This is a genomic window from Prosthecobacter sp. (genome assembly GCF_044378005.1).
Lineage (GTDB): Bacteria > Verrucomicrobiota > Verrucomicrobiia > Verrucomicrobiales > Verrucomicrobiaceae > Prosthecobacter.
On sequence record NZ_JBILYB010000007.1, the window covers coordinates 60,978 to 86,695 of the forward strand.

At 60.5% G+C, this 25,718-nt stretch carries 19 protein-coding genes and 1 tRNA gene; 8 read left to right on the top strand and 12 right to left on the bottom strand.

Annotated features, from left to right (window positions below):
- Positions 1 to 18: 18 nt before the first annotated feature.
- From AC6FTP_RS02935 to AC6FTP_RS02955, 5 genes are all read right to left on the bottom strand, one after another.
- The gene (locus AC6FTP_RS02935) at positions 19 to 864 is read right to left on the bottom strand and encodes a hypothetical protein (RefSeq protein ID WP_497205404.1); all 846 of its coding nucleotides are present in this window, start codon (positions 862 to 864) and stop codon (positions 19 to 21) included.
- A gap of 132 nt (positions 865 to 996) precedes the next feature.
- Positions 997 to 1,082 (bottom strand) — tRNA-Leu (locus tag AC6FTP_RS02940).
- Between the two features lie 57 nt (positions 1,083 to 1,139).
- Positions 1,140 to 2,027, bottom strand: a complete 888-nt coding sequence (locus tag AC6FTP_RS02945) for an N-acetylmuramoyl-L-alanine amidase-like domain-containing protein (RefSeq protein ID WP_497205405.1) — start codon at positions 2,025 to 2,027, stop codon at positions 1,140 to 1,142.
- A 7-nt stretch (positions 2,028 to 2,034) separates the two neighbouring features.
- Complete coding sequence (locus tag AC6FTP_RS02950; RefSeq protein WP_497205406.1) at positions 2,035 to 2,664, bottom strand: TPM domain-containing protein; 630 nt, start codon at positions 2,662 to 2,664, stop codon at positions 2,035 to 2,037.
- A gap of 9 nt (positions 2,665 to 2,673) precedes the next feature.
- Positions 2,674 to 4,716: a carbon starvation CstA family protein gene (locus AC6FTP_RS02955; protein WP_497205407.1), complete on the bottom strand. Its 2,043-nt coding sequence runs from the start codon at positions 4,714 to 4,716 to the stop codon at positions 2,674 to 2,676.
- Positions 4,717 to 4,819: 103 nt separating this feature from the next.
- Between AC6FTP_RS02955 and AC6FTP_RS02960 the strand changes: the two genes are divergently transcribed.
- From AC6FTP_RS02960 to AC6FTP_RS02970, 3 genes are all read left to right on the top strand, one after another.
- Entirely contained in the window at positions 4,820 to 8,362 is a 3,543-nt protein-coding gene (locus tag AC6FTP_RS02960; RefSeq protein WP_497205408.1) for a PVC-type heme-binding CxxCH protein, read from the top strand.
- Positions 8,363 to 8,418: 56 nt separating this feature from the next.
- Positions 8,419 to 9,579 (top strand): ABC transporter permease, encoded by a 1,161-nt coding sequence (locus AC6FTP_RS02965; protein ID WP_497205409.1) that lies wholly within the window; start codon positions 8,419 to 8,421, stop codon positions 9,577 to 9,579.
- Between the two features lie 141 nt (positions 9,580 to 9,720).
- Positions 9,721 to 10,494, top strand: a complete 774-nt coding sequence (locus tag AC6FTP_RS02970; protein ID WP_497205410.1) for an ABC transporter ATP-binding protein — start codon at positions 9,721 to 9,723, stop codon at positions 10,492 to 10,494.
- Here the strand turns inward: AC6FTP_RS02970 and AC6FTP_RS02975 are convergent, their stop codons facing one another.
- Complete coding sequence (locus AC6FTP_RS02975; RefSeq protein ID WP_497205411.1) at positions 10,495 to 11,424, bottom strand: TlpA family protein disulfide reductase; 930 nt, start codon at positions 11,422 to 11,424, stop codon at positions 10,495 to 10,497. It abuts the gene before it with no gap.
- Positions 11,425 to 11,523: 99 nt separating this feature from the next.
- Between AC6FTP_RS02975 and miaA the strand changes: the two genes are divergently transcribed.
- Both miaA and aroB read left to right on the top strand, forming a co-directional pair.
- The gene (miaA, locus tag AC6FTP_RS02980) at positions 11,524 to 12,462 is read left to right on the top strand and encodes a tRNA (adenosine(37)-N6)-dimethylallyltransferase MiaA (RefSeq protein WP_497205412.1); all 939 of its coding nucleotides are present in this window, start codon (positions 11,524 to 11,526) and stop codon (positions 12,460 to 12,462) included.
- 25 nt (positions 12,463 to 12,487) lie between these two features.
- Positions 12,488 to 13,591 (top strand): 3-dehydroquinate synthase, encoded by a 1,104-nt coding sequence (gene aroB, locus AC6FTP_RS02985; RefSeq protein ID WP_497205413.1) that lies wholly within the window; start codon positions 12,488 to 12,490, stop codon positions 13,589 to 13,591.
- Here aroB and AC6FTP_RS02990 read toward each other — a convergent pair whose 3' ends face one another.
- The gene (locus AC6FTP_RS02990) at positions 13,592 to 15,943 is read right to left on the bottom strand and encodes a serine/threonine-protein kinase (protein ID WP_497205414.1); all 2,352 of its coding nucleotides are present in this window, start codon (positions 15,941 to 15,943) and stop codon (positions 13,592 to 13,594) included.
- 376 nt (positions 15,944 to 16,319) lie between these two features.
- Here AC6FTP_RS02990 and AC6FTP_RS02995 point away from each other — a divergent pair, with 376 nt between their 5' ends.
- The 3 genes from AC6FTP_RS02995 to AC6FTP_RS03005 are packed head-to-tail and all read left to right on the top strand — an operon-like array spanning position 16,320 to position 19,369.
- Positions 16,320 to 17,603 (top strand): MFS transporter, encoded by a 1,284-nt coding sequence (locus AC6FTP_RS02995; RefSeq protein ID WP_497205415.1) that lies wholly within the window; start codon positions 16,320 to 16,322, stop codon positions 17,601 to 17,603.
- A gap of 24 nt (positions 17,604 to 17,627) precedes the next feature.
- Positions 17,628 to 19,235, top strand: a complete 1,608-nt coding sequence (locus tag AC6FTP_RS03000; RefSeq protein WP_497205416.1) for a sodium:solute symporter family protein — start codon at positions 17,628 to 17,630, stop codon at positions 19,233 to 19,235.
- Entirely contained in the window at positions 19,232 to 19,369 is a 138-nt protein-coding gene (locus AC6FTP_RS03005; protein WP_497205417.1) for a hypothetical protein, read from the top strand. The genes AC6FTP_RS03000 and AC6FTP_RS03005 overlap by 4 nt, the downstream gene beginning before the upstream one ends.
- 153 nt (positions 19,370 to 19,522) lie before the next feature.
- Here AC6FTP_RS03005 and gap read toward each other — a convergent pair whose 3' ends face one another.
- The 5 genes from gap to AC6FTP_RS03030 form a co-directional block, all read right to left on the bottom strand.
- Positions 19,523 to 20,572: a type I glyceraldehyde-3-phosphate dehydrogenase gene (gap, locus tag AC6FTP_RS03010; RefSeq protein ID WP_497203098.1), complete on the bottom strand. Its 1,050-nt coding sequence runs from the start codon at positions 20,570 to 20,572 to the stop codon at positions 19,523 to 19,525.
- Between the two features lie 114 nt (positions 20,573 to 20,686).
- On the bottom strand, positions 20,687 to 21,715 hold the full coding sequence (locus AC6FTP_RS03015; protein WP_497205418.1) for a tRNA dihydrouridine synthase: 1,029 nt from the start codon (positions 21,713 to 21,715) through the stop codon (positions 20,687 to 20,689).
- Positions 21,716 to 21,750: 35 nt separating this feature from the next.
- A complete protein-coding gene (locus tag AC6FTP_RS03020; protein WP_497205419.1) occupies positions 21,751 to 23,580 on the bottom strand; it encodes a DUF4340 domain-containing protein in 1,830 nt (609 codons plus the stop codon).
- Positions 23,581 to 23,606: 26 nt separating this feature from the next.
- Positions 23,607 to 25,094: a DUF7088 domain-containing protein gene (locus AC6FTP_RS03025; RefSeq protein ID WP_497205420.1), complete on the bottom strand. Its 1,488-nt coding sequence runs from the start codon at positions 25,092 to 25,094 to the stop codon at positions 23,607 to 23,609.
- A gap of 34 nt (positions 25,095 to 25,128) precedes the next feature.
- On the bottom strand, positions 25,129 to 25,718 hold a 590-nt coding region (locus AC6FTP_RS03030; protein WP_497205421.1), incomplete at its 5' end, for an ABC transporter permease.

Genomic DNA, 25,718 nt, shown 5'->3' on the forward strand with positions numbered 1-25,718 from the left:
CGCTTCCGGTTTGTCGAATCAAGGCTGCACCTTCGGAGCCTGCGTCGGCACTTCGGGGTCGAAGTCGAGGATCTCTTGGTGCGTGCGCAGGGCGGACCGAGCTTTGGCGAATTCAGCACTGAGATCCTCCGCGTTCGCGTCCTGCTTGGCCAGGATGACATCGTCGAGCTTCTTGAGCAGAGCATTGGTGTCCAGATTCACCGCTTTCATCGAGTTCTGGGCCGAGGCATAGACGCCATCGAATTTGCCCTGGGCTTCTTCAAAGGCACGGCGTGCGCCTTCTTCGCGCAGATGCTCTTTCTCGGCTTCGCGGAAGTTCTTGCTGAAGATGCGTTTAAAGAAACCGAAGCGTGTGGTGGGTTTCTCATTCGGGCGCTTGGCCACGTCTTCAAAGTAATCCTGGAGAGCAGCGAACTCCTGCAGTGGCTTTTGATACTGCTTCTGGAGGAAACTGACGCCGTTGGCGATGATGACCATCTTCTCCAGTTCGATCTTCGAGAGCGTCTGCCCGGCCTTCATCTTGGCTTCCAGAGCGGCGATGTAGTCGAGCGTCTGCTTGTTGCCGGTAAAGATGTTTTCAAACTCCTTGTAGGCGCGAGCCATCTGCTGGCGTTGCTCGCTGCGCAGTTCGCCGAGCTTTTTGTCATGCTCATCATTCACGGCCTGGAGCGCTTTTTGATGCTGGGCGTTCTGGGCGGACAATGTGCGCTGCATCTCTTCATCCTTGGCCTGAAGAGCGAGCTCATGGGAGGCCTTCACTTGATCCATCTCCTGACGCAGACGGCCTGCATCCGAATGGTAGTGCCAGATGCCATAGCTGAGACCGAGGAAAACGAGGACGAGGGGGATATGACGCGGATTCATGGCGGAGGGGGGTGGGCCACATTCCACTGCGTCTCCACCATGCGCAAGGCGCAGGACAATCTTTGCCCAACAGAACCCAACTCATGCGTGCGCATCCCGCAGAGACACGAGAACCCCTGATAAATCAGGGGGTGGTACCGGTGGTCGGACTCGAACCGACACATCCTCACGGATACAAGATTTTGAGTCTAGCGCGTCTACCATTTCACCACACCGGCATGTGTTGAACCACGGCTCCGATATGGCGGATGTTCGCCGGGATTGCAAGGGCGCTTTTACAGAGGCCGTGCCACGATGATGCCGGCATGGCTTTTGAAGTCGGCCAGATAGCCGGACACGGACTTGTCGATGATCACCCGCTTCTTCGTGGCGGAGGCGTGCATGAAGCGCGTGATGCCGTCCTGGGTGCGGATGGCCAGCCCGACGTGGCTGCAATAGACATGCGGCTTGTGGGTGACGATGCCGATGATGTCGCCGTTTTGCAGTTTCGGCTCGATGGAAGCTACGGATGCCTTGGGGATGTACTCGAAGGGATGCGTCTGGAGTTCCGCCTCGATGCGGGCCATGCCGCTGCGCAGTCCGGGGTTGTGCGCGAGGTAGCGGTAGCTTTTCCAAAGCACGGTCATTTCGTCGATGCGGCGCCCGGTGAGTGGCACGGTGGGTGCGAGACTGCGAGTGATGTCGCGCACATGGCCGCGTGCGTGATTGTCGCGGAACCACTCTTCGAGGTAATGGATGCGGTCGAGGTAGTTGCCGCCGCATTGGCCACCGCGATAACGCGTCCGTTCGATCTCGCGGAGGAGATCGGAGGGCTGGGCGTTTTCATACGGAGTGATGACCGGCTTTCGGAACAGTCGCGCGAGGCAGAGCGCGGTCTCGAAGAAGGTCCAGCAGTCGAGCCCGTTGAAGTTCACCGAAGGGGACTCGATGTGATCGTCGATCTCCAGCGTGAAGCCGGCATAAGGGGTGCCAAGTATCTGCTGCGCGCAGGCAATGACCCGTGCGCCTATGGGCAGGGCATGCCAGCGGTCGTGGTGAGCACGCGCGCGGATGCTCTGAAACTTGTTCTCTCCGATGAAGGTCACGCTTTGCGGCAGGTGCTCGCCGCCAAATGCCGGAAGTGCACAGGATGAGGCGGCGAGAAGGAAATGGCGGCGGTTCATGGCGTGTTTAATACAGATCATCTCCAGCCGTCTGCGTGGACACGAGCACATTGCCTGTGCTGGAGTCGAACCAAGGAGTCGATTCCGAATAGCCAAAAGTCTTCGGCCAGTTTTCGCTAGCAAGTTCGAGCTGACGTTCGAACTCGCGGAAGAAGGCGAGACCGGCGCTGGCGTAGTTTTGCTTCATCAAATAGGGCGTTGCCGCCGTGAGTGATGTTTCCAGGGCAAGCGTGGTCATGAGTGGCTCAAGTCCGTAGCCGATCATCACTGCGCAGCGGGCCGCTTGGGTGTCGAGCAGCAGGAGCACGCCATGATTATCTCCGCCCTTCTCCACCTCGCTGAAGAGGCCGGTGCGGTTGAAGAGCCAGAAGGCATACAGCTCGGGGCTGAAATTGGCAGGCACCACCGCGGTGATCACCACCGCATGAAGGTCAGGGAAATGCTGCTCTGCGCGTCGAGTGGCCTCGACGAGCGTCCTGCGTGCGCTGGAAGACAGCACCTGCGCCATGTCCACCACGGGCGGCGTGAGCTGCGGCGGGATGCCGAGATGCGGGTCCAGGGCGGCGAGCGTGAATCCACAGGCGGTGCAGGCTGCATCGCCTTCATGGATCACATTTCGGCAGGCAGGACAGCGCATGGCAGTGGATCAAGCGGCGTCAGCCACGGCGACGTAGGGGTCTTCATTGAGCACCGTTTTCTTCGCGCCGCTGAGAAGCTTGATCCACTCCAGCAGGCAGCCGAGGAAGATGATAGCGACGGCGAGGAGAAAGAAGCCGGTGACAGCGGTATCGACGTTGAAGTTGAACTGCTGTGCGGCCCATTCTTTCATCTCCTTCGGTGTGCCTCCAGTAGCAAGCTTATCACCATAGAGCTTGGCACCGGCGATGAAGCCCATCTTCGGGTTGGCATCGAAGAGCTTGATGTAGCCGGCCGTGAAGGTGGCGCTCATCAGGAAGAGCAGGGGAATCACCGTCACGAGCAGGTAGCGGGCCTTGCCCATCTTGATCAGGATCGTGGTGCCAAGGCAGAAGGCGATCACCGCGAGCAACTGATTGGCGATGCCGAAGAGCGGCCAGAGAGTGTTGATGCCACCCAGCGGATCGACCACACCTTGATACAGGAAGTAACCCCAGGCACCGACGAGCAGCGCACTGGCAAAGACATTGGCTGGCAGGCTTTGCGTGTTGCCCAGCGGCTTCCAGACACCTCCGAGGAAGTCTTGCAGAATGAAGCGTCCGACACGTGTGCCTGCATCGATCGTAGTCAGGATGAAGAGCGCCTCAAACATGATGGCAAAGTGATACCAGAAGGCCATCCAGCCCGGACCAAAGGCACGGGCAAACATTTGCGCCATGCCCACGGCAAAGGTGGGCGCTCCACCTACACGGCCAAACATCGTCTTTTCGCCGATGTCAGCCGCCAGTTTGTCCATGCCAGCCACGGTGACGGGGAATCCTGCGTTGGTGATGACACCGACGACCTCTTGCGGGGCCATGGTTTTATTGATGCCGGCATTGATGGCGAAGTATTCGCCGGGCATCAGCGCACTGGCGGCCACGAGGGCCATCAGTGCCACGAGCATCTCCGTGACCATCGCGCCATAGGCCACGCTGCGGATGGACTCCTCGCGGTCGAGCAGCTTCGGCGTGGTGCCGCTGGAGATCAGGGCATGGAAGCCCGAGATGGCGCCGCAGGCGATAGTGATGAAAACGAAGGGGAACACTCCGCCGAGGAAGACGAGCCCGGTGCCATCGACGAACTTCGTGAGTTTCGGCATCTGCAATTCAGGGGCCACCCAGATGACCACGACCGCCAGCACAGCAACGGTGCCGATTTTCATGAAAGTGCTCAAGTAGTCACGCGGCGCGAGCAGCATCCACACAGGAAGCACGGAGGCGGCGAAGCCGTAGATCATGATCGACCAGGCGATGGTTTCGCCTTTGTAATCGAAGAAGTGCTCGATGCCCCATTCCTTGAGATTGCTGCCTGCCCACACGCTGACGATCAGTCCGACGATGCCGAAGATGGTGATGTCGCGCACGCTGACTTTGAAGATCGTGTGCCCAAAGCCCATGATGAAGGCCAGCGGGATGGTCATGGCGATGGTGAAGAGTCCCCAGGGGCTCTCGGCGAGTGCTTTCACTACCACCAAGCCGAGCACGGCGAGCAGGATGGTCATGATGCAAAGCACCGAGATCATCGCCACGAAGCCGACCACGGGATTGACCTCTTCCTTTAACATCTGGCCCACCGATTTGCCGCCGCGACGGATGCTGGCAAACATGACGATGGCATCATGCACACCGCCGCCGAGCGTCGCGCCGATCAAGATCCAAAGCATCCCCGGCAGATAGCCAAACTGCGCCGCGAGCACCGGCCCGACCAGCGGCCCCGGACCAGCGATGGCGGCGAAGTGATGTCCGAAGACCACCCACTTGTTCGTTGGCACGAAGTCCTTGCCGTCCTGCTTCGTATGGGCGGGCGTGGCGCGCTGGTCATCCAGCACGAGCACCTTGGTGATCAGCCACTTGCTGTAGAAGCGATACGCCACGGCAAAGGAACACAGCCCCGCCACCACGATCCAAAGGGCATTGATCGTCTCACCTTTGTGAAACGCGGAGAAGGCGACGGAGCCCGCGCCGAGCGCGGAGATGGCGAGCCAGAGGAGGATGCTGAGTGGTTTGGACATACTGGGTGCGAGACTAGAGATGGCTGCCAACGCAATCAAGCACGGGAATCATGCGAGGAAGGACTTGAACAGGAGGCATGGCCTGTGGCGTATTGGACAGCTCATGAAAATGTTTCCACTGCTTCTCATCTTACCGACGCTCGCCCTCGCCGCGCCGAAGCCGCTTTTTCAATCCAAGGTCATCACCAAGGACACGCCGAACCACAGCGTGGACATCGACGTGTCGCTCGAAGGTGCCAAGGAACTCTACCTCGTCGTCACCGATGGCGGAAACGGTTTCGCCGCCGATTGGGCGGACTGGGCGGAGCCGCGTCTCATCTTGGCCGATGGTAGCGAGAAAAAACTCACCGAGGTCGAATGGAAAGCCGCGCAGTCCGGCTGGGGCAGCGTGCGGGTGAATTCGAACTGCGAAGGTCAGACCCTGCGCAGCGCCGGGAAGACCATCGAATACGGCCTCGGCACGCACGCGAACAGCGTCATCGCTTTCAACCTGCCTGCGGGCACGAAACGCTTCAAAGCACGCGGCGCGCTCGATGAAGGCGGCACGAAGCAAGGCAGCACCAGCGTCGAGTTCCGCGTTTACACGGAGAATCCCGGCCCGCTGCAAGCCAGCGCCGTCGCCGGTGCCTCGCATGAGCCAGCGGACTCCATCGAGCAGCTCGACGTGCATCCCGAACTCATCGTGCAGCTTTTCGCCAGCGAGCCGCTCCTGCTTTCGCCCTCCAGCATCGACATCGACCACCGGGGCCGCGTGTGGGTCTGTGAGGTCGTGAACTACCGCAAGCACAACGGCGAACGTGCCGAGGGCGACCGCATCCTCATCCTCGAAGACACCGATGGCGACGCGAAGGCGGACAAATCCACCGTCTTCCACCAGGGCCGCGATGTGGACAGCGCCCACGGCATCTGCGTGCTCGGCAACAAAGCGCTCATCTCCTGCGGCGACGACGTTTTCTGGCTCATCGACGACAACGGCGACGACAAAGCCGACCGCAAAGAGCTCCTGTTCACGAAGATCGGCGGTGCGCAGCACGACCACGGCATCCACGCCTTCCACTTCGGCCCCGATGGACGCCTCTACTTCAATTTCGGCAACGCCGGCAAACAGCTCTGCGATGCGAAGGGCGAACTCATCACCGACATCCACGGCATCAAATGCACCAATCAAAACAATCGCCCGTATCAGCAAGGCATGGTCTTCCGCTGCGAGCTGGATGGCAGCAAGGTCGAGGTGCTCGCCTGGAACTTCCGCAACAACTGGGAAGTCGCCGTCGATAGCTTCGGAAACCTGTGGCAGTCCGACAACGACGACGACGGCAACAAAGGCGTGCGCATCAACTACGTCATGGAGTTCGGCAACTACGGCTACTCCGACGAAATGACCGGCGAAGGCTGGCAGATCCCCCGCATCGGTTGGGAAAGCGAAATCCCGCAGCGCCACTGGCATCAAAACGACCCCGGCGTCGTCCCGAACATGCTCATGACCGGCGCAGGCAGCCCCACTGGCATGCAGGTGTATGAAGGCGACCTCCTCCCCAGCATCTTTCACGGCCAACCCCTCCATTGCGACGCCGGACCGAACGTCGTCCGCGGCTATATCACCCAGCCCGACGGCGCTGGCTACAAAGCCGAGATCGTCAACATCCTCGAAGGCAGCAAAAACCGCTGGTTCCGCCCCAGCGATGTCGCCGTCGCTCCCGATGGCAGTTTGATCGTCGCCGACTGGTATGACCCCGGCGTCGGCGGCCATGGGATGGGCGATGTGACGAGGGGGAGGTTGTTCCGCGTCACGACGAAGGCGGCGGAGAAGTTTCAGGTTCCAAGTTTCAAGTTGGACACCGTCGAAGGCGCTGTGGCCGCTTTGAAATCACCGAATGAAGAAGCACGCTATCTCGCGTGGAAGAAGCTCGAAGAAATTGGCTCCGAAGCCGAGCCCGAGCTTCACAAGCTCTTCCACGACACCAAAGCCGTCCCACAGCATCGCGCCCGTGCCTTGTGGCTGCTCGCCAGTCATGAATGGGAGCGCATCAATCCCGGTGCCGACAAACCCAACCCACACGACCTCACTCTGCCCGAGTGCCTCACCAAAGCCCTCACCGACACCGATCCCAACATCCGCATCACCGCCATCCGCGCCGCTCGCCGTCTCGTGCAGCAAGCGCATCCTGAGATGCTGCGTGAGGTGATCGCGAAGGTCGTCGCCGACAAATCACCTGCTGTCCGTCGCGAGGCGATGATTGCATTGAGGTTTGATGACAGCGCAGAAGCACATAATGAATGGACGAAAGTCGCCTACGCATCCGAGTCGTCAGATCGTTGGCTGATCGAAGCAATGGGAATCGGAGCTGACCAGTTCGCTGATAATCGAATGACTATTGCAAACAAGATTGAATCGCCGCCAGTGGCACCTTCGAGCAAGTTGCTTGCTGAACTCATCTGGAGAGTGCGCGTGCCACGTTGTGCTGGTGTTATCGCAGACCACCTCAATGGTGAGGCTTCATTAGGAAGAGGCAGTGTAACAACCGAAGCCCCAGAGAACAAAAATAGATTCCTCCGCGCACTCCAACTCCTCTCTTACAAACACCCCGCCGAAGTCTCCGCCGCTGCTTTGACCATCTTCCTCAAAGCCGACGCCGAAACGGCTCTCGCTTCCACCGCGTTGCTCGACCGCAGCACCATCGCTTCCAATCCCGAGGCCAAGGCGCGGCTGGATGCGCTGCTGAAGCCTGTCATCGGCAAACCGGAGTTCGTTGATCTCGTGCAGCGGCTCAATTTGACCGGGTTCGAGCAGGAACTCGTCGATTACATCACCGCGCATCCTGACGCGGGCGAATCCATCAACGCCGCACGCATTCTCGCCGCGAACGTCGGCAAGACCGTGGCCTTCCTCACGAAGGCGGACGCTGCCTCGGCGAAGAAACTCGTCGCCGCGCTCGGCAAGGTCAGCGACCGGCCCAGCGTGGCCGTGTTGAACCAGGCCTTCTGGCCGGAGAAGCGCGACGACGTGCGCCGCAGCATCGTCGAGGCGCTTGCTCTCAGCAGCGAAGGCGGACGCGCCCTCCTGAAATGGCAGAGCGAGAAAAAACTACCGGACAGCGTGAAGACCACCGCCGCGCTAGCCCTCAGCCGCAGCACCGATGCCGGACTGCGCAATCAAGCCGCCACGGAACTCCCGCTGCCCGCCGCGCTCGGTGCCGAGAAATTCCCGCCGCTCGCCGACCTCATGAAACTCAAAGGCGATGCCACCAAAGGTCAGCAGATGTTCATGCAGGCCGGTTGCGTGGCCTGCCATCAGGTCAAAGGCCAGTTCATCAACTTCGGCCCCGACCTCTCCCAGATCGGCAACAAGCTCAGCCAGGACGGCCTCTTCACCGCCATCCTCTATCCCAGCGCCGCCGTGGAGCACAGCTTCGGCGGCCTCAGCATCACCACGAAAGAAGGCCTGCAAGCCATGGGCTATGTCATCAGCGAAACAGCGGACGAACTGACACTCAAGATCGCCGGAGGAGCAGCGATGCCGGTCAAGAAAGCCAGCATCATCAAGCGCGAGGAAATGAAGGACTCTCTCATGCCCCCCGGCCTGGCTTCTGCCATCGGCCCGCAAGGCCTGGCCGATCTCATGGCCTATCTCCAGACACTGAAGTGATTCGTTTTGCTGGTGAGCGTCCTTGCCTTGTGGCAGAGGCGTAAACCGTCAACACCATGCTCCGCCTCTCCCTCAAGATGCTCTTTGGCGATACCGCCAAGTTCCTCATGCTCGTGGCGGGGCTGGTGTTTGCCACGTTTCTGATGGCCCAGCAGAGCGCCGTCTTCTGCGGGCTCATGAGCTGGACCACCGCCACGCTGAAAAACGTCCCCGCTCCCATCTGGGTCGTCGAGGCGAAGGTGGAGCAGGTGAATGAGACGAACCCGCTGCTCGACACCGACGTCGCCCGCGTCCGCAGTGTGGACAGCGTCGCCTGGGCGGCACCGATTTACTCCGGCATCCTGCGGGTGAGGCTGGGGAACGGCAGTTTTAAAATCATCCAGCTCATGGGGATCGACGCCACCACCTTTGCCGGGGCTCCGGTAAAGCTGAAGGAGGGGGACATCCGCGACCTGCGCCTGCCCCATGCCGTGATCATTGACGACCTCGCCGTGAAGCGTCTGGCCGAGGTCAAAGGCTGGGCGGTGAAGCTCGGTGACATGTTTGAGATCAATGACCAAGAAGCCCGCGTCGTCGGCATCGCCGACACCGTGCAGAGCTTCACCGGCGGCCCCTACGTCTGGACCACCTACGAGCGCGCCCTGCAATACGCCCCGCCTCAGCGCAAGATGCTCTCCGCCGTCATCGCCGCCCCGCGTGATGGCGTGACTGAGGAGCAGTGCGTAGCCGACATCCAGAAAGAGACCGGTTTGAAAGCCTACCGGAATCGCGGCTTCGAGCACGGGGAAGGGGACTTCAACCACTCCACCGTCTGGTGGTATGTGCGGAACACTGGCATCCCCTTTTCCTTCGGCATCACCGTCGTGATCGGGTTCATCGTCGGCATGGCCATCTCCTGCCAGACCTTCTACAGCTTCGTGCTGGAAAACATGAAGCACCTCGGTGCCCTGAAAGCCATGGGCACCTCCACCTGGACACTCTGCCTCATGCTGCTCACCCAGGCCTTCACCGCTGGCATGATAGGTTATGGCATCGGTCTTTTCTTCACGGCTATGTTTGCCTTCCCCGCTTTGAAAAACGAGCAACCTCCCTTCTTCATGCCGGAGATCGTCCCGCCGGCCGTCTTCGTGGTGATCCTCCTCATCTGCGGACTTTCCTCCCTCCTCGGGATCTGGCGCGTGGCCCGTTTGGAGCCAGCGATGGTCTTCCGTGGGTGAGGCATTTTGCCCGCAAACAAAGCTCATGCTCCTTCACCGTGGGGCCTCTGTGAAAATGACATTGGCTCTCTGTGCCCTTGAGGCGGTGAATGTCTCGGCCCATGATCTGGCACGGCTCGTATCTGAGCTGATGCCTCTGCCATGCCCCCTGTGACTCCTTCTGCGATACCGACTCCCGAGCTGGCCGCGCGTCTGCGCAACGTGAACAAGTCCTTTGGCGATGGGGGCTCGCGCTTGCAGGTGCTGAAGGCCATCGATCTGGATGTGCGCTGCGGGGACATCACGATGCTGGTGGGGCCCTCGGGCTGCGGGAAGACGACCCTGCTGAGCATCGTGGCGGGCACGTTGGGCGTGGATGCGGGCTCGGGGGAGGTGACGATCTTCGGGCAGGATCTGCGGAAGATGAGCAGCGGGGCGACGACGAAGTTCCGCTCGACCTCGATTGGCTTCATCTTCCAGGCCTTCAATCTGATCCCGACGCTCAGTTGTGTGGAGAATGTGAGCGTGCCGCTTTTGATTCAGGGAAAGTCCACCCGTCAGGCCGAGAAGCGAGCGCGGGAGGTGCTGGATCAGGTGGGGCTGGGGGATCGCATGAAGCATCGCCCCACTCAACTCTCCGGCGGTCAGCAGCAGCGCGTCGCCATCGCCCGGGCACTGGTGCATGAGCCGCGTCTGATCATCTGCGATGAACCCACGGCGGCACTGGATGCAAAGAACGGCACCCTCGTCATGGACCTCTTCGAAAGTGTCGCCCGCAGTGCCGAGCGAGCCGTGCTCATCGTCACCCACGACAACCGCATCTTCCCCCACGCCAACCGCATCGCCTCCATGGACGACGGCCAGATCGTGGAGGTGCACGATGTGGATGCCGGGCACCCGCTGCCGGAGCATCTCCGGCATGGATTTCATGCGTGATTACGCGCCGGGGGCTTTGATCGCTGGATCGAGCTTTTGCAGGGCGGTCCAGAGGCCGGGGTCCTGGGGGTGGCCGTTGTAGAGGACTTTGCCATCGGGGCCGACGAGGACCATGCGGGGGATGCTGTCGATCTCCAGAAGCTTGGTGAAGGGGCGGTCGGTGGGCTCGATGAGCCAGGGGAACTCGATGTTTTGCTCGTTGCGGACTTTCTCGGACACGGCTTCGGCTTTTTCGTCGTCTTTGTTCATGCCAGCGACGACGATGTCGCTCTTCTGGAGGTGCTCGGCTTTCTTTTTCAGCTCGGGCATGAGCTGCATGCATGGGCCGCACCAGGAGGCCCAGAAGTCGATGAGCACGGCCTTCTTTCCGGCCATGAGATCCTGGAGCGTGGTGGTCTCGCCGTTCGACATGGCGAGCACGAGCTGGAGGTCGATCTTCATCGTGGCCATCTTGGTTTCACGGCGGCCTTTGTCGATGGTCTGGGCGAAGAGCTGGGCCTGCGAGGGGGCGAGCCAGAAGGCCTCCTGCATGTGTTTTTTAAAGGCGGCCTCGTCCTTCTTTTCCTGGGCTTGCAGGCCCTTGGTGTATTCAATGAAGGCGCGGATGTCGTCGGCGGTCTTGATGCCGGCGGACTGGGTGGCATCGAAGTTCTGCGCGAGGATCTCCAGCTCGGGGAGGATCTTGGTCAGCCAGGCGGTGTTTTGGGTGCGCAGGCCCCAGATGAGCTTGGCCTCGATGATCTGCTGGCGTGGCACACCGGCTTTGTTCGCGTCTTTGGTGGCGGCGATGAGTTCCTCCTCGGTGGCTCCGGGATTGAAGAGCCGCTGCATGAGTTCCTGCGGCACTTTCGGGGTTCCGGGGGCTGGCTCCTGCGCTGGCAGTGAGGAGAGGAAGGCGAGTGCGGCAAGGAGGCTGGTGAGGCGTTTCATGGTGTGCTGTTCCAACGTGGCAGCGCTGGGGAAACTGTCGAGAAGCAAGGATTCCTGATTTCAGATTCGTGATTCCTGATTCAGAGGTGAATCTCTTACGTGCCTGCTGATCAAAACATCGCCCCCTTCTACCTCACCGGCCCCACGGCTTCGGGGAAATCGGGCGTGGCAGTGGCGCTGGCGGAGTGCATTGGCGGGGAGGTGGTGAATGCGGATGCGTTTCAGCTTTATCGTGGGCTGGACACGCTGACGGCGAAGCCTTCACCTTCGGAGCGTGAACGGGTGCCGCATCATCTCTACGATGGGCTCGATCCTGAGTCGCTCTGTGATGCGCAGAGGTATCGGGAGCTGGCGCTGCCGATGATCGCTGACATCGCGGGTCGTGGGCGGTGGCCGATCGTGGTGGGGGGCTCGGGGCTTTACATCAAAGCGCTGTCCCATGGGCTGGCGGAACTGCCGAAGGGTGATGAATCTCTGCGCGTGGAATTGCGGGCGCTGCCGCTGGCGGAGAAGGTGCGCCGCCTGCTGACGCTCGATCCTGAAGCGGGGCAGAACGTGCCGCTGGCCAATCCTCGCTATGTGGAGCGGGCGCTGGAGATCTGCCTGCTCACGGGGCAGCCGCAATCCGCCCTGAGGCAGAACTTTGCCCAAACGGAGCCCTGGGGCAGGGGAGTGGTGCTGAGCTGGGACCGCGAGGCCCTTTATGCGCGGATCAATCAGCGCGTGCTGACGATGCTCGACGCAGGTGTGCTGGCGGAGGTGGCGGCATTTCATGGCAAAGGCGGGCCGGAGAAAGCCATCGGCGTGAAGGAACTGCGGGCACATCTGGCCGGTGAAGGCACACTGGCGGAGGCCGTGGAAGCGATGCAGCAGGCCACGCGACGCTACGCGAAGCGCCAGGGGACGTGGTTCAGACGCGAGACATGGCTGCAAACGATTTGCCTCGACTCGACGAGCACGCCAGAGTCGGCGGCCAAGCAGGTCATCGATCATTTTCCCGGATTGAAAAGCCTGCCACACTCTTACCAGACGGGCTGAAGCCCGAACTACGAACCCTTTTTCCATGTCTGAAATCTCCGCCCAGCCCGCCCACAGTGTCCACGTCGATCTAGGATCGCGCAGCTATCGGGTGGATGTGGGACGTGGGTTGCTGAAAAACCTCGGCGCGGTGGCGAACGAAAGGTTTGGCGAGCGCTCGGTTTGTGCGGTGATCACGGACTCGAAAGTCGGTCCCCTGTATGCGGCGACAGCGGTGGCGAGTCTCGAAGCGGCTGGGAAGAAGGTATGCCTGATCACGGTGCCCTCCGGTGAGGCGAGCAAGAGCCTCATCGTGGCGGAAACAGTGTGCAGCGAGATGGCGCGCGCGGGCTTAGACCGGAAGAGTTTTGTTGTTGCCCTCGGTGGCGGAGTGATCGGGGATCTCGGAGGCTTTTGCGCCAGCATTTATCAGCGCGGCATCCCCTACATCCAGGTGCCAACGACCGTGCTGAGTCAGGTGGACAGCAGTGTGGGGGGCAAGACCGGCGTCAATCTGCCCGATGCAAAGAACATGGTGGGTGCCTTTCACCAGCCCGCGCATGTCATCGCGGACATCGACACGCTGTCATCGCTCCCAAAGCGCGAGTTCAATGAAGGCTTCGCGGAGATCATCAAGCACGCCTGCATCCGCGATGCGGCGATGCTGCCGCTGATTGATGACGTGGCGGCTGGCGCGGGTGATTTGAGCGAGTTGATCCGCCGGAACATCGCCATCAAGGCGCGTGTGGTGGAGGCTGATGAATATGAAACGCTCGGCATCCGCGCTCTGCTAAACTTTGGTCACACACTGGGTCATGCCATCGAGGCAGCGGCGGGTTACGGGCAACTGCTGCATGGCGAGGCGATCTCGCTCGGACTGCGTGCTGCGGCGGTGCTTTCGGTGAAGCTTTCCACGCTGGATGAGGCTGGGGCGGAGCGCATCGTGGCGCTGCTGAGGAGCTTTGATCTGCCGGTGGATCTGGGTGCGAACTTCGAGACAGATGAACTGCTTCGCATCGCGCGCATGGACAAGAAGTTCGATCAGGGTCGCATCCGCTTCGTGCTGCTGCGTCAGCTAGGCGATGCCTTTGTCAGCAAAGAAGTGACCGAGCAAGATTTGATCGAGGCAGTGGCGGAAATCCGCGCCTGATCAGAGCTTCTTGGCAGGCTCCAGTGGCGTCGCCATTTTCATGGCGGGGAGCGTGCCGATCTGCTGTGGGCTTCCTGGCTGCTGAGGTGCGGGTGGTGTCGGGCTCACCTGGACGGGAAGGGGTGCTTGCTGCGGCTTGGCCTGACCTTGCTTGAACTTCGCGATCTCTTCCTGCGTAGGCATGATGGCTTTGCGGATGATGACTGGATTTGGCACGGTCACCGGCGGAGGCGGCTTCGAGAGATCGAGGAGTGGTTTGACCGGGGCCAGCGTCGGCTGCGCAGGCGGTGTGGGCGTCGTCGCAGCCGTTGTTTTTGGAGGTTCTGGAGTGGTCGCCACGATGGCCGCTGGTTTCTCCGGTTCGGCCGCCTTCGGCTTTGGTTCGGGTTTTGGCTCAGGCGCTTTTACAGCAGCGATCTCGGCCTTCTTCGGCTCCTCGATTTTTTTCACCGGAGTTGCTAGGGCTTCGACGGGCGGCGTGGCGGCGACAGGAGCCTCGGCAGTGTTTGACCCAGACATGAACCACCAACCGAGCAGGCCGATGATCACGACGGCAGCGGCGGCCATGACGGGCCAGTTGGAGCTGCGCTTGCTGGTGGCGAGGTGATCAAACTCATGCGCGTGCAGGCGGCGTGAGATCGGAGAGACGGCGGGATCGTCGAGGTCATCCGAGGTCTGGTCGTCGTCGAAGTCGGACACGCTGCCGACGCTTTCCATCTCTTCCACTGCCACGGAGGAACCACGCAAACGAGTCGCGAAGTCGGGTGCGGCAGGGCCGGACAAGATGGCTTCGAATCGATTCACGAACTCCGTTGGAGGAGGGGTGACTCCGCGAAGGTGGGAAGTTTCGAGGATCTCCCGAATGAAGACGGCAAGAGCTTCAGGCACGGCTTCAGGGAAAACGGGAGCATCGGCAATCTGGCGCTGACCGGTGAGCAGGAAGGCGGCGAGGGCGACAAAGGAACGGCTGCGATGCTCGCGGTCGGCGAGGTGATCACTCTCAAATTTCGCGGCATCAGGAGGCTCGGCGAGCGGTGGCTCGTAAAGGTTCCGCATGGTCACATGCGGGCGGACTTTGACGTGGAAGGGAGGCCAGGCGTCGAGGCGTTTTTGCATCAGGCGCTCGTGCTCACGGGCTAGCATGGGGCCCGCTTTGCCGACACGCAGGAAAAGATTCGAGGGGTGCAACTCCAGTCGCGACACACCGCAGTCGAGTGCTTGCTCGATGCCTGCATTCACTTGGCGGAGCACCACGACGACCTCGGAGGGATTTAAAGTCAGCCGCTCGGTGAGCAGTCGGCTGAGTGAGAAGCCGGGATCACGCTCTTCCGTCAGGAAACTCCAGTCCGGGCTCTCCCAGAGGCTGAGGCTCCGGAGGATGTTCGGGTGCTTTTCGGGATTGAAGCGCCAGCTTTGCAGCGGCACGGCGTCGTACTGCGTCTTGTCCACGACACGCGATGGCGGCAGCAGATGCACGGTGATCGGCTGCTCTGACTTCGCATTGATGCAGGGGATCGAGAAGGGATAGCGGCGGGCGTTATCTTCATTCTCGACACGGAAGCGGCTTCCCAAAACGCGCTCGACGGGCACGCCTTCGAGCAAGAGGTCCTGGAGCTGGGAACGTGGTTGCAATGTCGCGGTCACGACGAGTTGCTTGCGGGTGTTGCGCGCCTGAATGCTGCTGACTTGGGACGAGTAGGCCTCGCGGAGATCATCACGCAGCTTTTCCAGGGAAACGGGTGTGTTATTCGGGTCCACCAGCGCCGCGCGGACGGTTGTACGCAGACTCATCGGTAGTGCCGTGAGTGCGGGGTAACGGTCGGGGTTGTCACCAGCGAAAACTTTGCCCGTGAGCATGAGAAAGATCAGCTCGCAGACTTGCAGGACTTGGCGGGAATTGTCGCTCGCGGTCCTTTCGGCGGCACCGAGGCCGAAGTCGTAGAGACGAAGTTGCAGAAAAGTATCCTCCACCGTGGTGATCATCACCCGGTCTAGCCGAAGTTGTGGCACGAGACGGTGGCGGTCAGCCAGCAGCATCACGTCATCGAGAAGTTGGAGCAGCAACGAGAAAACCGTGGCAGGTGGTATCGCCCCACGACGGGCCACATAATCCGGGACAAACTCACCTTCGTTCAGGTTGCTCGTGTAATAGACAACACCTTGATCCTCACCGACTTCGAGGATGCGCATGAAGGTCGGCCCACGGATCTCCGCCGCTTGCTGGGCTCGCTCCATGGCGGACTTTTTCAAAGCACCTTCCATCGGCTGACCTCCACGAAGCATGTGCAATTCGACGAGACGCTTCGTTTGAGTATCAAAGGCCAGTAGCACGACCTCATCGGGCGAACGCACAAGTCTCACGTTCTCTCCGCTCGCACGGTGAGAAAGAGTTAAGTGACCGAAGCTTGGTAGGTCAGAGGACATGGTTCACGATATTATAGAGCGCGAAGTGTGCCGTTGAGGACCTCGGAAGAAGGTGACCCTCAGAAGCATTTGGTATTCTATTCTCAAATTCTAAAACTTGGAGCGCAACTTTGCAAAGGGTATTCTCATAAATATAATAGGTTCATATAAACCAACGGTTAATCTGTATGGAAATTTGATTCGAAATGGATGTTTTGGCTAGCTCTGAATCAACATTCGGCCTGCACTTCCTGAATTCTCGTTCTCCGGTGTGTTCTGTAGGCTTGCCAAACCTCCCCGTCCTGTCCCAATCTCCCGCTTTTCCATGACCAGCCCTGCTCCGACTCAAGACATCACCCGCCTGCGCGACCTCTCACCACATCAAGTACGCTCCGGCATCGCCGCCTGGCTCGGCTGGCTTTTCGATGGACTGGACATGCATCTATATACGCTTGTCGCCACCGCCTTCGTTGCCCAGCTCATGGTTCTGCCGGAGAGCGATCCCTCCGTCGGCCAGCATGGTGCTATCATTCAGGCCGCCTTCCTCGTCGGCTGGGCGCTCGGCGGAGCGTTCTTTGGTCGCGTCGGCGATCTCCTGGGCCGCAGCCGAACCCTGACGCTCACCATTCTGACCTATGCCTGCTTCACCGGGCTCTCCTTCTTCGCGCAAACTTGGTGGCATCTCATGATCTTCCGTTTCCTCGCCGCGCTTGGCATTGGCGGTGAGTGGGCTGTCGGCGCTTCCTTGCTCTCCGAGACCTGGCCGAAGAAATGGCGTCCATGGATCGCCGCCACGCTGCAATCTGCCGTGAACTGCGGCGTCCTCCTCGCCTGCCTCGCAGGCTACCTTCTCGCCGGTCAGGAGCCGCGCTACATCTTCCTCATCGGCGTCCTGCCCGCCTTCATCACCCTCTGGATTCGAAAGGCCGTCCCCGAGACCGAAGAGTGGGAAAAAGCCCGCGAAGGTCAGCCCGTCCCGCGCATCGCCGATCTTTTTGGGCCCGCCGTTCGCGGCATCACCTGGCGAGTCCTCATCATCTGCGCTGTCTCACTCACCGCCCATTGGACCTTCCTCTTCTGGCAACAAAAGCACATCCTCAGCCTGCCTGAGATCGCCGGTTTGACAAAGCAGGGCAAAGACGGCGCGCTCGTCACCGCCCTCATGTGGATCATGCTCGGCAGCCTCATCGGCAACTACATCGCCGGAGCGTTGGCGAAACTCATGGGCTACCGCAAAGCGATCGTCCTCATGATGCTCGCCTACTTCGCCATCATGTACCTCTCCTTCTCACGCACCTGGGATTGGGAAACGACGAAGATCCAGTTCGCCATTATTGGTGCCTGCCAGGGCGTCTTCGGCCTCTTCACCATGTGCCTGCCGCCCATCTTCCCCGTCCTCCTCCGCACCACCGGATCCGGCTTCTGCTACAACATCGGCCGCATCGTCGCCGCCGGTGGCACCGTCTTCTTCGGCATCTTCGTGAAAGTGGGCGACTACCGTGAAGCCCTCCTCTACGCCGGCTTCCTCTTCATTCCCGCAGCGTTGGTCTCCCTCATGCTTCCCCTGGAGAAAAACGAACCCGCCATCCTCGATCAGCCCGCCGACTGATCCCCATCCACCCTTCACGCCGCCATGACCCACTTCCACTGGCTCTACGACGGCTCCATCGTCGGCCTCTACCTCCTCGTCACCATGGCGGCAGGCATCGCCATGCGGAAATATGTCGGTAAGCTCGAGGACTACCTCGTCGCCGGGCGCGAGATGAACCTCCACCTCGGCATCGCTTCGTTGGCGGCCACCGAGTTTGGCATCATCACCTGCATGTACACCGCCCAGGCCGGCTACACGCAGGGCTTTAGCGGAGCCATGCCCGGCATCTGCCAGGCGCTCAGCATGGCCCTCATCGGCCTCACCGGCTTCTGCATCAAACCCCTCCGCCAGGCCGGAGCCATGACGCTGCCCGAGATGTTCGAGAAGAGCTTCGGCAAAAGCGTCCGCTGGCTCTCCGGCATGGTCATCGTCATGGGCGGGCTACTGAATATGGGCGTCTTCCTCCAGATCGGTGGCAAGTTCCTCTGCACCGTCGCCGGGTTCGACCTCTCCCATCTCACCCTCATCATGACCGCCCTGCTGCTCATGGTCGTCATCTACACCGTGCTCGGCGGCATGTTGAGCGTGCTCGTCACCGACTTCCTCCAGTTCGTCGTCATGAGCGCCGGGTTGCTCGTCGTCAGCGTGCTCATTTTGAAAAATATAGGCTGGGACACCCTCGTCGCCACCGTGCAAAAGCACCACGGCGAGGGCGGCTTTAACCCTCTCGTCAATCCCACGCTCGGCTGGCCCTTCCTCATCAATCAGTTCATTGCGAATGCCGCCGCCGCCCTGACCTGGCAGGCCGTCATCGTCCGCATCCTTTCCGCCAAAGACAGCCAGACCAGCCAGCGCATTTACACCCGGACCAGCTTCTTCTTCGTCTGCCGCTTCCTGCTTCCCGGCATCTGGGGCATCGCCGCACTCGCCACCCTCGGCTGGCAGCCGCTGAAGCATCTCAGCGACGCCGACCGCTCCGCCATCCCCGTCGCGATTCAGCAAAAAATCACCGACTCCGCCATCGGTGCCCCTCTGGCCAAACTCACCCCCGAAGAGGTCGCCACGCTCAGCGCCGATGCCCAGGCCACGCTGGCAGATGCCTCCCTGCTCGCCATGCCCGAATTCCTTGGTGGCTTCCTCCCCATCGGGCTCATGGGGCTGCTCATCGCCGCCATGCTCGCCGCCGACATGAGCACGAACTCCTCCTACATGCTCAGTTGGGGAAGCGTCATTTATAATGACATCCTCGCCCCCTTCCGCCGCAGCGCCTGGACTGACAAACGCGCCATCCTTTGGAATCGCTGCATCGTCGCCCTCATCGGCGTCTATCTCCTCATCTTCGGCCTCTTCTACAAGATCGAGGGCAACGTCTGGTCCTACCTCCTCCTCACCGGCTCCATCTACTTGAGCAGCATGTCTGTCCTGCTCATCGCCTGCTGTTACTGGAAGCGCGCGAACAACTGGGGTGCCATCGGCGGCATCTTCCTCGGCGCAGCCGTGCCCATCACCCAGCTCACCTTGGAAAAACTCCCCGCCACCGCTGCCTTCGCCGCCAGCATTGGCAAGGACATCGCTGGCATCTCCGCCTTCGTCGCCGCCGCCCTCGGTATGATCATCGGCTCACTCCTCAAACCACGCGCCTGCTCATGATCACCTTCTGGTTCATCCTCACCGTTGCAGCGCTGATCTGGTATTGCAGCATCACGATCTACGTTTCCTTCAAAGGTGCGCGAGACATCCGCGAAATGCTGGCCCGGTTAAAAAAGCGTGGCGAGGACAGCTAAAGTCTTACCTGAATCCACGCTGTTCCATCATGGCTCGCTTCAGGAATTCTTTTTGTCCGATCTCAGCAGCTATGGCGAAACGTGGCACGGTTCACGAAAAAGGGCCGGATCTTTCGATCCGGCCCGTTGTGATTCCTAATGCTCGGGGGCTGATTAGATGCCCTTGGAGACGATGTACTTCACGAGATCGACCACGCGGTTGCTGTAGCCCCACTCGTTGTCATACCAGCTCACCAGCTTGAAGAACTTGCTGTTGAGTTCGAGGCCAGAACCGGCGTCGAAGATGGAGCTGTGCTGATCGTGGATGAAGTCGGTGCTGACGACTTCGTCGGCGGTCCAGTTGAGGATGCCTTTGAGATAGGTCTCGCTGGCTTTCTTCATGGCAGCGCTGATTTCGGCGTAGCTGGTTTCCTTCTCGGTCTTCACGGTGAGGTCCACCACGGAGACGGTCGGGGTCGGCACGCGGAAGGACATGCCGGTGAGCTTGCCTTTCACTTCTGGGATCGCCAGACCGACGGCCTTGGCAGCACCTGTGCCGCTCGGGATGATGTTGATGGCGGCGCTGCGGCCACCTTTCCAATCCTTCTTGGATGGGCCGTCCACGGTCTTCTGCGTGGCGGTGTAGCTGTGGATGGTGGTCATCAGACCTTCGGCGACGCCGAAACCTTCCTTCAGGAGGACGTGAACGACTGGGGCGAGGCAGTTGGTGGTGCAGGAGGCGTTGGAGACGACGTGGTGATTGGCCGCGTCATACTTCTCATGGTTCACGCCCATGACGATGGTGATGTCTTCGTCTTTGCCTGGGGCGGAGATGATGACTTTCTTGGCACCGGCGTCGATGTGACCCTGGGCTTTGCTGCGCTCGGTGAAGAGACCGGTGGACTCGATGACGATATCGACGCCGAGTGCCTTCCATGGGAGGGCGGAGGGGCCTTCGCGGACAGCGAGGCACTTAATTTCATGACCATCGACAACGAGGATATCGTCTTCGGCCACGTCGGGGCTGCTCTTCTTGGAATAGACTTCTTCCCTGGCCTTGCCCTGGGTGGAGTCGTATTTGACGAGGTAGGCGAGGTTGTCAGCAGGCACGAGGTCGTTGACGGCGACGACTTCGATCTCTTTGCCGAGGAGGCCTTGATCACAGATTGCGCGAAACACGAGGCGGCCGATGCGCCCGAAACCATTGATGCCGATTTTGACCATTGTATTTGTGTGGGGATTGAGGGGGATTTAACCCGACACAGCAGTTTCCGCGCCGGGGTTCGATGCATAATCGCCGGGGAGGGGGTGTCAACCCAGGTTTCAGGCGCGGAAGTGTCACTTCAGCTCAGCGAAGCCACAAAAAACACCGGAATCCTCGGGGGGACGAACGGGGAGAGGCTCGGGGCTGTCGAGGTGCTCCTGGCAGATGGAGAAAAAATCTTCCTCAGCGGTGACCCGGCGGATGCGGTGTTCGAAGCGGCCTTCGTCAATGCCCGTGGTGATGAAGATCATGTAGCGCTTCATCTTCTGCACCTGTTTGTCCGTCTCGTATCTCGGGTGGAAGGCGGCGGTGTGCTCGTAGAGAAGATGGATATACTCCAGCATGTCCCGTCTGGAAGGTTGATGAGCCTCGGCACCCTCCCAATGCGCTCGAATCTGGGAAAAGAGCCAGGGATGCCGGATGGCTCCGCGCCCAATCATGAGTCCGGCGGCCTGGGTTTGGCGGAGGTAGGCGAGGCCGGTGGGCACATCGACGACATTGCCATTGGCGATCACCGGACAGGGTATGGCCTGCACCGCAGTGGCGACGCACTCGGGATGGACGGGTGTCTTGTAGGCGTCACGCACGGTGCGTCCGTGGATGGTTAACATCTGGATGTCGTGCTTCAAAAACACGTCCAGCAGGCGCGGGAACTCGGTTTTGTCAGTGAATCCAACGCGGCATTTAACAGTGAAGCGACCCTGGATCACGCCGCGGAGAGCGCGGAGGATTTCATCGACTCGCTCGGGCTGGCGTAGCAAGCCGCCACCAGCGTCTTTGCGGCAGACGATGGGAGCCGGGCAGCCGAGATTGAGGTCGATCCCGGCAACGGGGTATTTTTCGAGCTGCTGTGCTGTGCGAACGAGGGCCGGGATTTCCTGCCCGATCATTTGGGCGATCACCGGACGGCCTGTGTCATGCTCGGTGATGGATTTCAGGATGGTGGCGTCCAGCTTCGAGTCGGTGGTGACGCGGAAGTACTCGGTGACATAGAGATCGGGGCCGCCATACCGCGCCATGAGCCGCATGAAGGGCAGATCGGTAACGTCCTGCATGGGAGCGAGGACGAGAGCTGGGCGGTGGGCTGGGAGCAGGTCTCTCATGGGGGCTGCGTCACGCTGCCGGGAAGGGGAAAGCTCTACGGCTTCGCTTTGAACACCGGGGCCAGGATTTCGAGCAGGGTCGTGCGGGCGATGTAGAAGAGGTCGGCGTCGCCCTGAAGCTGGCCGTAGTAGAGGGCGGAGTTCATGTTGTCGGACTGCGTGGGGGTGAAGCTGAGGACAAGGTCACGGGTAGGGCCGGTGTTGGTGCCGGGCTCACCGAGAGTCACGATGACGCGCAAGGCTGGATTCTGCACGGCACTGATGGCGGCGGTGGTATCACCGACCCAGTCCTGGACGTTCAGTTTGGCGAGCGAGCCTGCGAGTTTGTCGGCCTTCACACGATCGATCATGGGGGTGATGTCCTGACCTGCGCGGTTGCCGGTCCACTGAGCGGTGGTGGGGTCGTATTTTAAAACAGTCGGAGGCGCAGTGCCTGCGGCGAGGCTGATCTGGCGGAGGGCGAATTGGGTGAAGCGCAGCACGCCGAGTCCTTTCCATTTGATGGGCTCCTGCGGGATGTTCGGCAGGATGCTGGCATCGACGCGATACACGGAAGGCTCATGATCGTATTTGGCGAAGAAGTCAGTGCTCTCGGCATTGGCTCCGAAATGCAGCTTCACGGGCTTTGCACCGGCCTCGATCCACGAGACGGTGAGGAAGGGGGTGTCGAGGCCATAAGGCATGAGATTGGAGGCGGAGTCGGCGGTGAATTCGAGGACTTGGAAGTTGTTCAGCGCATCGAAGAAACGGGAGATGCGGTCGCCATTGGCCGGAGCCAGACGGGTGCCACGCGTGGTGAACCAGGAGTCGTTTTTCACCTCCAGATGAATCGCGGGATGCAGGGCGCTGGTGATGTCGATGGCGCTGACGGTTTCCTTGTCGATGCGTGCGAGCATGCGATCCCGCAGTTGGTTCGGCTCCCCCCAGAGCTGGGAGAGGGACTTTGAGACGATGGTATAGACGGGCTTGCGGTAACTGGCGCGCGCCGTGGTCTCGGTGGCGTCAGGTTTTGCAGGCTTGGTGAGGGTGAGATCAAAGGCTTTCGCCAGCCCTTTGATGGTGATGCTGATCTTCATCTCTTCGGCGGCGAGGGCTGTGGTTGCAGGCGCGGAGTCGGCCTCGGCGGCTTCTTTGATGGTGAGGTTCAGCAGGGTGGAGAGCAGCTCGCCGATGCGCTCTTTGCTGCCACGCGTGCTGAGGGGTTTCACGAGCATCCACGGAGCCTTTTCATCGGTGCGGGAGAGCTCGATCTGGCCACCTGCCTGGACGAGTTTGAGATTCATGATGGCGGTGGCCGGAGCACGCAGGAGCTTCGGATCACGCCAGTCACTCGGTGTGGCTTTCAGCAGCTCGGGCAGCGAGGTCTTGGTGACATAATAGGAGCCTTCGGTCTCCTCTTTGACCGGCGCGAGGCCGAGATAGTGGCTGCCCTCAATGGGTGAAACCGCTCCAAGGCCGAGATCTAGCACGAGTTCACTGCCTGCGCTGAGGCGGACGGTGTGGTGCGGCTTTTCGAGCTGCGTTTTAGTCCATGCAGCATCGTCCTCAAACTCCTCACGATGGACACGGTTGATCCAGCCGATGGCGAGCAGTTCGTTCACAAACTTCTCCACGCGCTCGGGGTCGGCGAGGTCATTGAATGGCCGCCGCACCCACCACTGCGCGCCATCCCACTGGAGGCTGACGCCATCTCCACCACTGGAGTCGAGCTCGATTTGTGTGATCTTCTTCGGATCAAACCGAACGGGTCCCTTCTTCATCTCGACCAACTCACGTGTGGATGGCAGGTATTTCTCGATGCCCACGATGACCGCCCCGAGGACAGCGGCTAGGAAAAGGAGCAAAAGTGTGGTGCGGAGGCGCATGCTGGAAAAATTTAACGAATGATAACTCACGCTGCCCGGCGTGTGGCCCAGACCATGAGACCAAAGCAGAGCACGATGGCTGGCATGACGACGGTGGTGCCCCAGAAGATGATCTCACTCTGGCGGCGTGTGAGCTGGATGCGGTAGTTGTGCTTCGCCTTCGGGGTGATGCCGATCAGCTTCTCGCGGTTGAGTATCCAGTTCAGGCTGGCGGCCACAAAGTCACGGTTCACGGCGAGCGCGGATTGCTTATCGAGCAGGGCGGCATTGCCGATAACGACCATGCGGCAACTGTCCACTCGCAGGCGTTCGTCGGTGATGGTGCCACGCTCGACGCTGGCGGCGAGGAAGATGTCTTTTCGTGTGTCATCGTCATCGGCGACGGGGAGATCTTCTAGGTAGTTCTTCTCACCCCAGTAGCGCTCCGTGGCTCCGATGAGCGGATGCACGGTGATGTTTTGATTCTTCAGATACTCGTCATCAAAACGCAATTCCAGGGACTCGCTCTGTCCTGGCAGGGTGGTGCCGCTGGCGGCGATGGGACGGGTGATGGAGGACTCGTTGTCGAAGACGGCCTGCACGGAGAATTCCTTCCGCGTGCCGCTACCGATGCTCTCCGCATAAAGCACACGATCACCGCGTGGCACGACACCATGGAGCCCGAGGAAGGCATTCAGACGCGGCGTCTCGCCAGAGGGATCAAGCATGACAAACAACCCTGTGCGCTGACGTGCCCAGTAGGCTTTGATGATGTCGATCTCGCGCTCGGAGAAGTCGTAGCGCAGGCCCACGAGGAGGACGCCATCTGCATCAGCGGGAACGGTGCTGATCTCCGCGAGGTTGAGCGGGAAGAGTTGGAAATTCTGCGCGCGTCCGAGTTCACCGATGGCGACCATGGATTCGACCAGAGCAGCCTCTGTGCGCGCCCCTTTGCCCACAAGGATGTACAACTTCCGCGCATCTCCATCGACCACGTTAATCATCGCCGAGGTGATGGCGTCCTCGCCACGAAACTCCTTGATGGCGCGCTGCGTCTCCGTACCTTGCTCGCGGACCACGAGTTCCTCCTCGGTGATAAAGCGGGTGCGTTTGCCGCAGCGAACGACGACGCCACTCTGGTCCAGCGGCAGTCCAGTTTCCGTCTTCAGGGTCTCGGCGCGCTCGATGTCACGCACGGGGTCGATGCTGCGCACCTTCACACGACCTCGGCCATTGATGCGATATTCCTCAAGCAGTGTCTGCACCTCGCCAAAAAGCGGGCCGTCACGCGGGATGACGTTGGCGATGAAGACATCCTTGGAGAGCTTGTCCAGATTGTTCAGTGTCGTCGTGCTGAGGGTGAAGTTTTGCTGCGGGCTGAGATCCCAGCGTGTGTGGTAACGGTAGCTGAGGCGGTTCACCCCAAAGAAAAGCCCCAGTGTCAGCACGATCTGCAGGAACACATTCAGCCCGATGCTCCAGCGGCGGGGCATCGGCGGGGTGGCTTTGGGGGGGGATTCGGAATCGGAAGGCATTGAGGGAAAAGATGGCGGCGTGACGAACCAGGGATCAGGGTTTCCAGCGGCGGAACTCGACGACTTGATGCGTCAGAGCCAGGAAGAGCAGCGCGAGGCTGGTGTAATAGACGATGGGCCGGGTGTCGATCAGCCCGCTCGTGAACGTGCGGATGTGCTCCATGCTGGCGAAGTAGCTGGTGATATCCACGAAGGTTTCCGAGACCTTTCGCCCGAGCACCATGATGAAAAGCCCGCCCAAGAAGTGCAGCAGACTCGCGGTGAAGGAGATCACCGCCGCGACGATCTGGTTCGAGGTCAGGGACGAGGCAAAGCAGCCGATGGAAAGATTGAAGAGGCCCATCGCCAGCAGAATGAGGTAGCTACCTTTCAGCGAGCCCGGCGGCATCTCGATCTGACCGGCGGTGATGTAGTCCACGATGTGGAAATTAAGAAAGCTCGGCATCCAAAGCACGGCATACACCAGCACAGAGGCTCCGAACTTCGCCAGCACCACCTGCCAGGTATGCACCGGCGTGGTGAAGAGCGTCTCGAAGGTGCCCATCTTCTTTTCCTCGGCAAAGAGGCGCATGGTCAGCAGGGGAAAGACGAAGAAATAGGAGAGCCAGAACCAGTTTGGCTGAA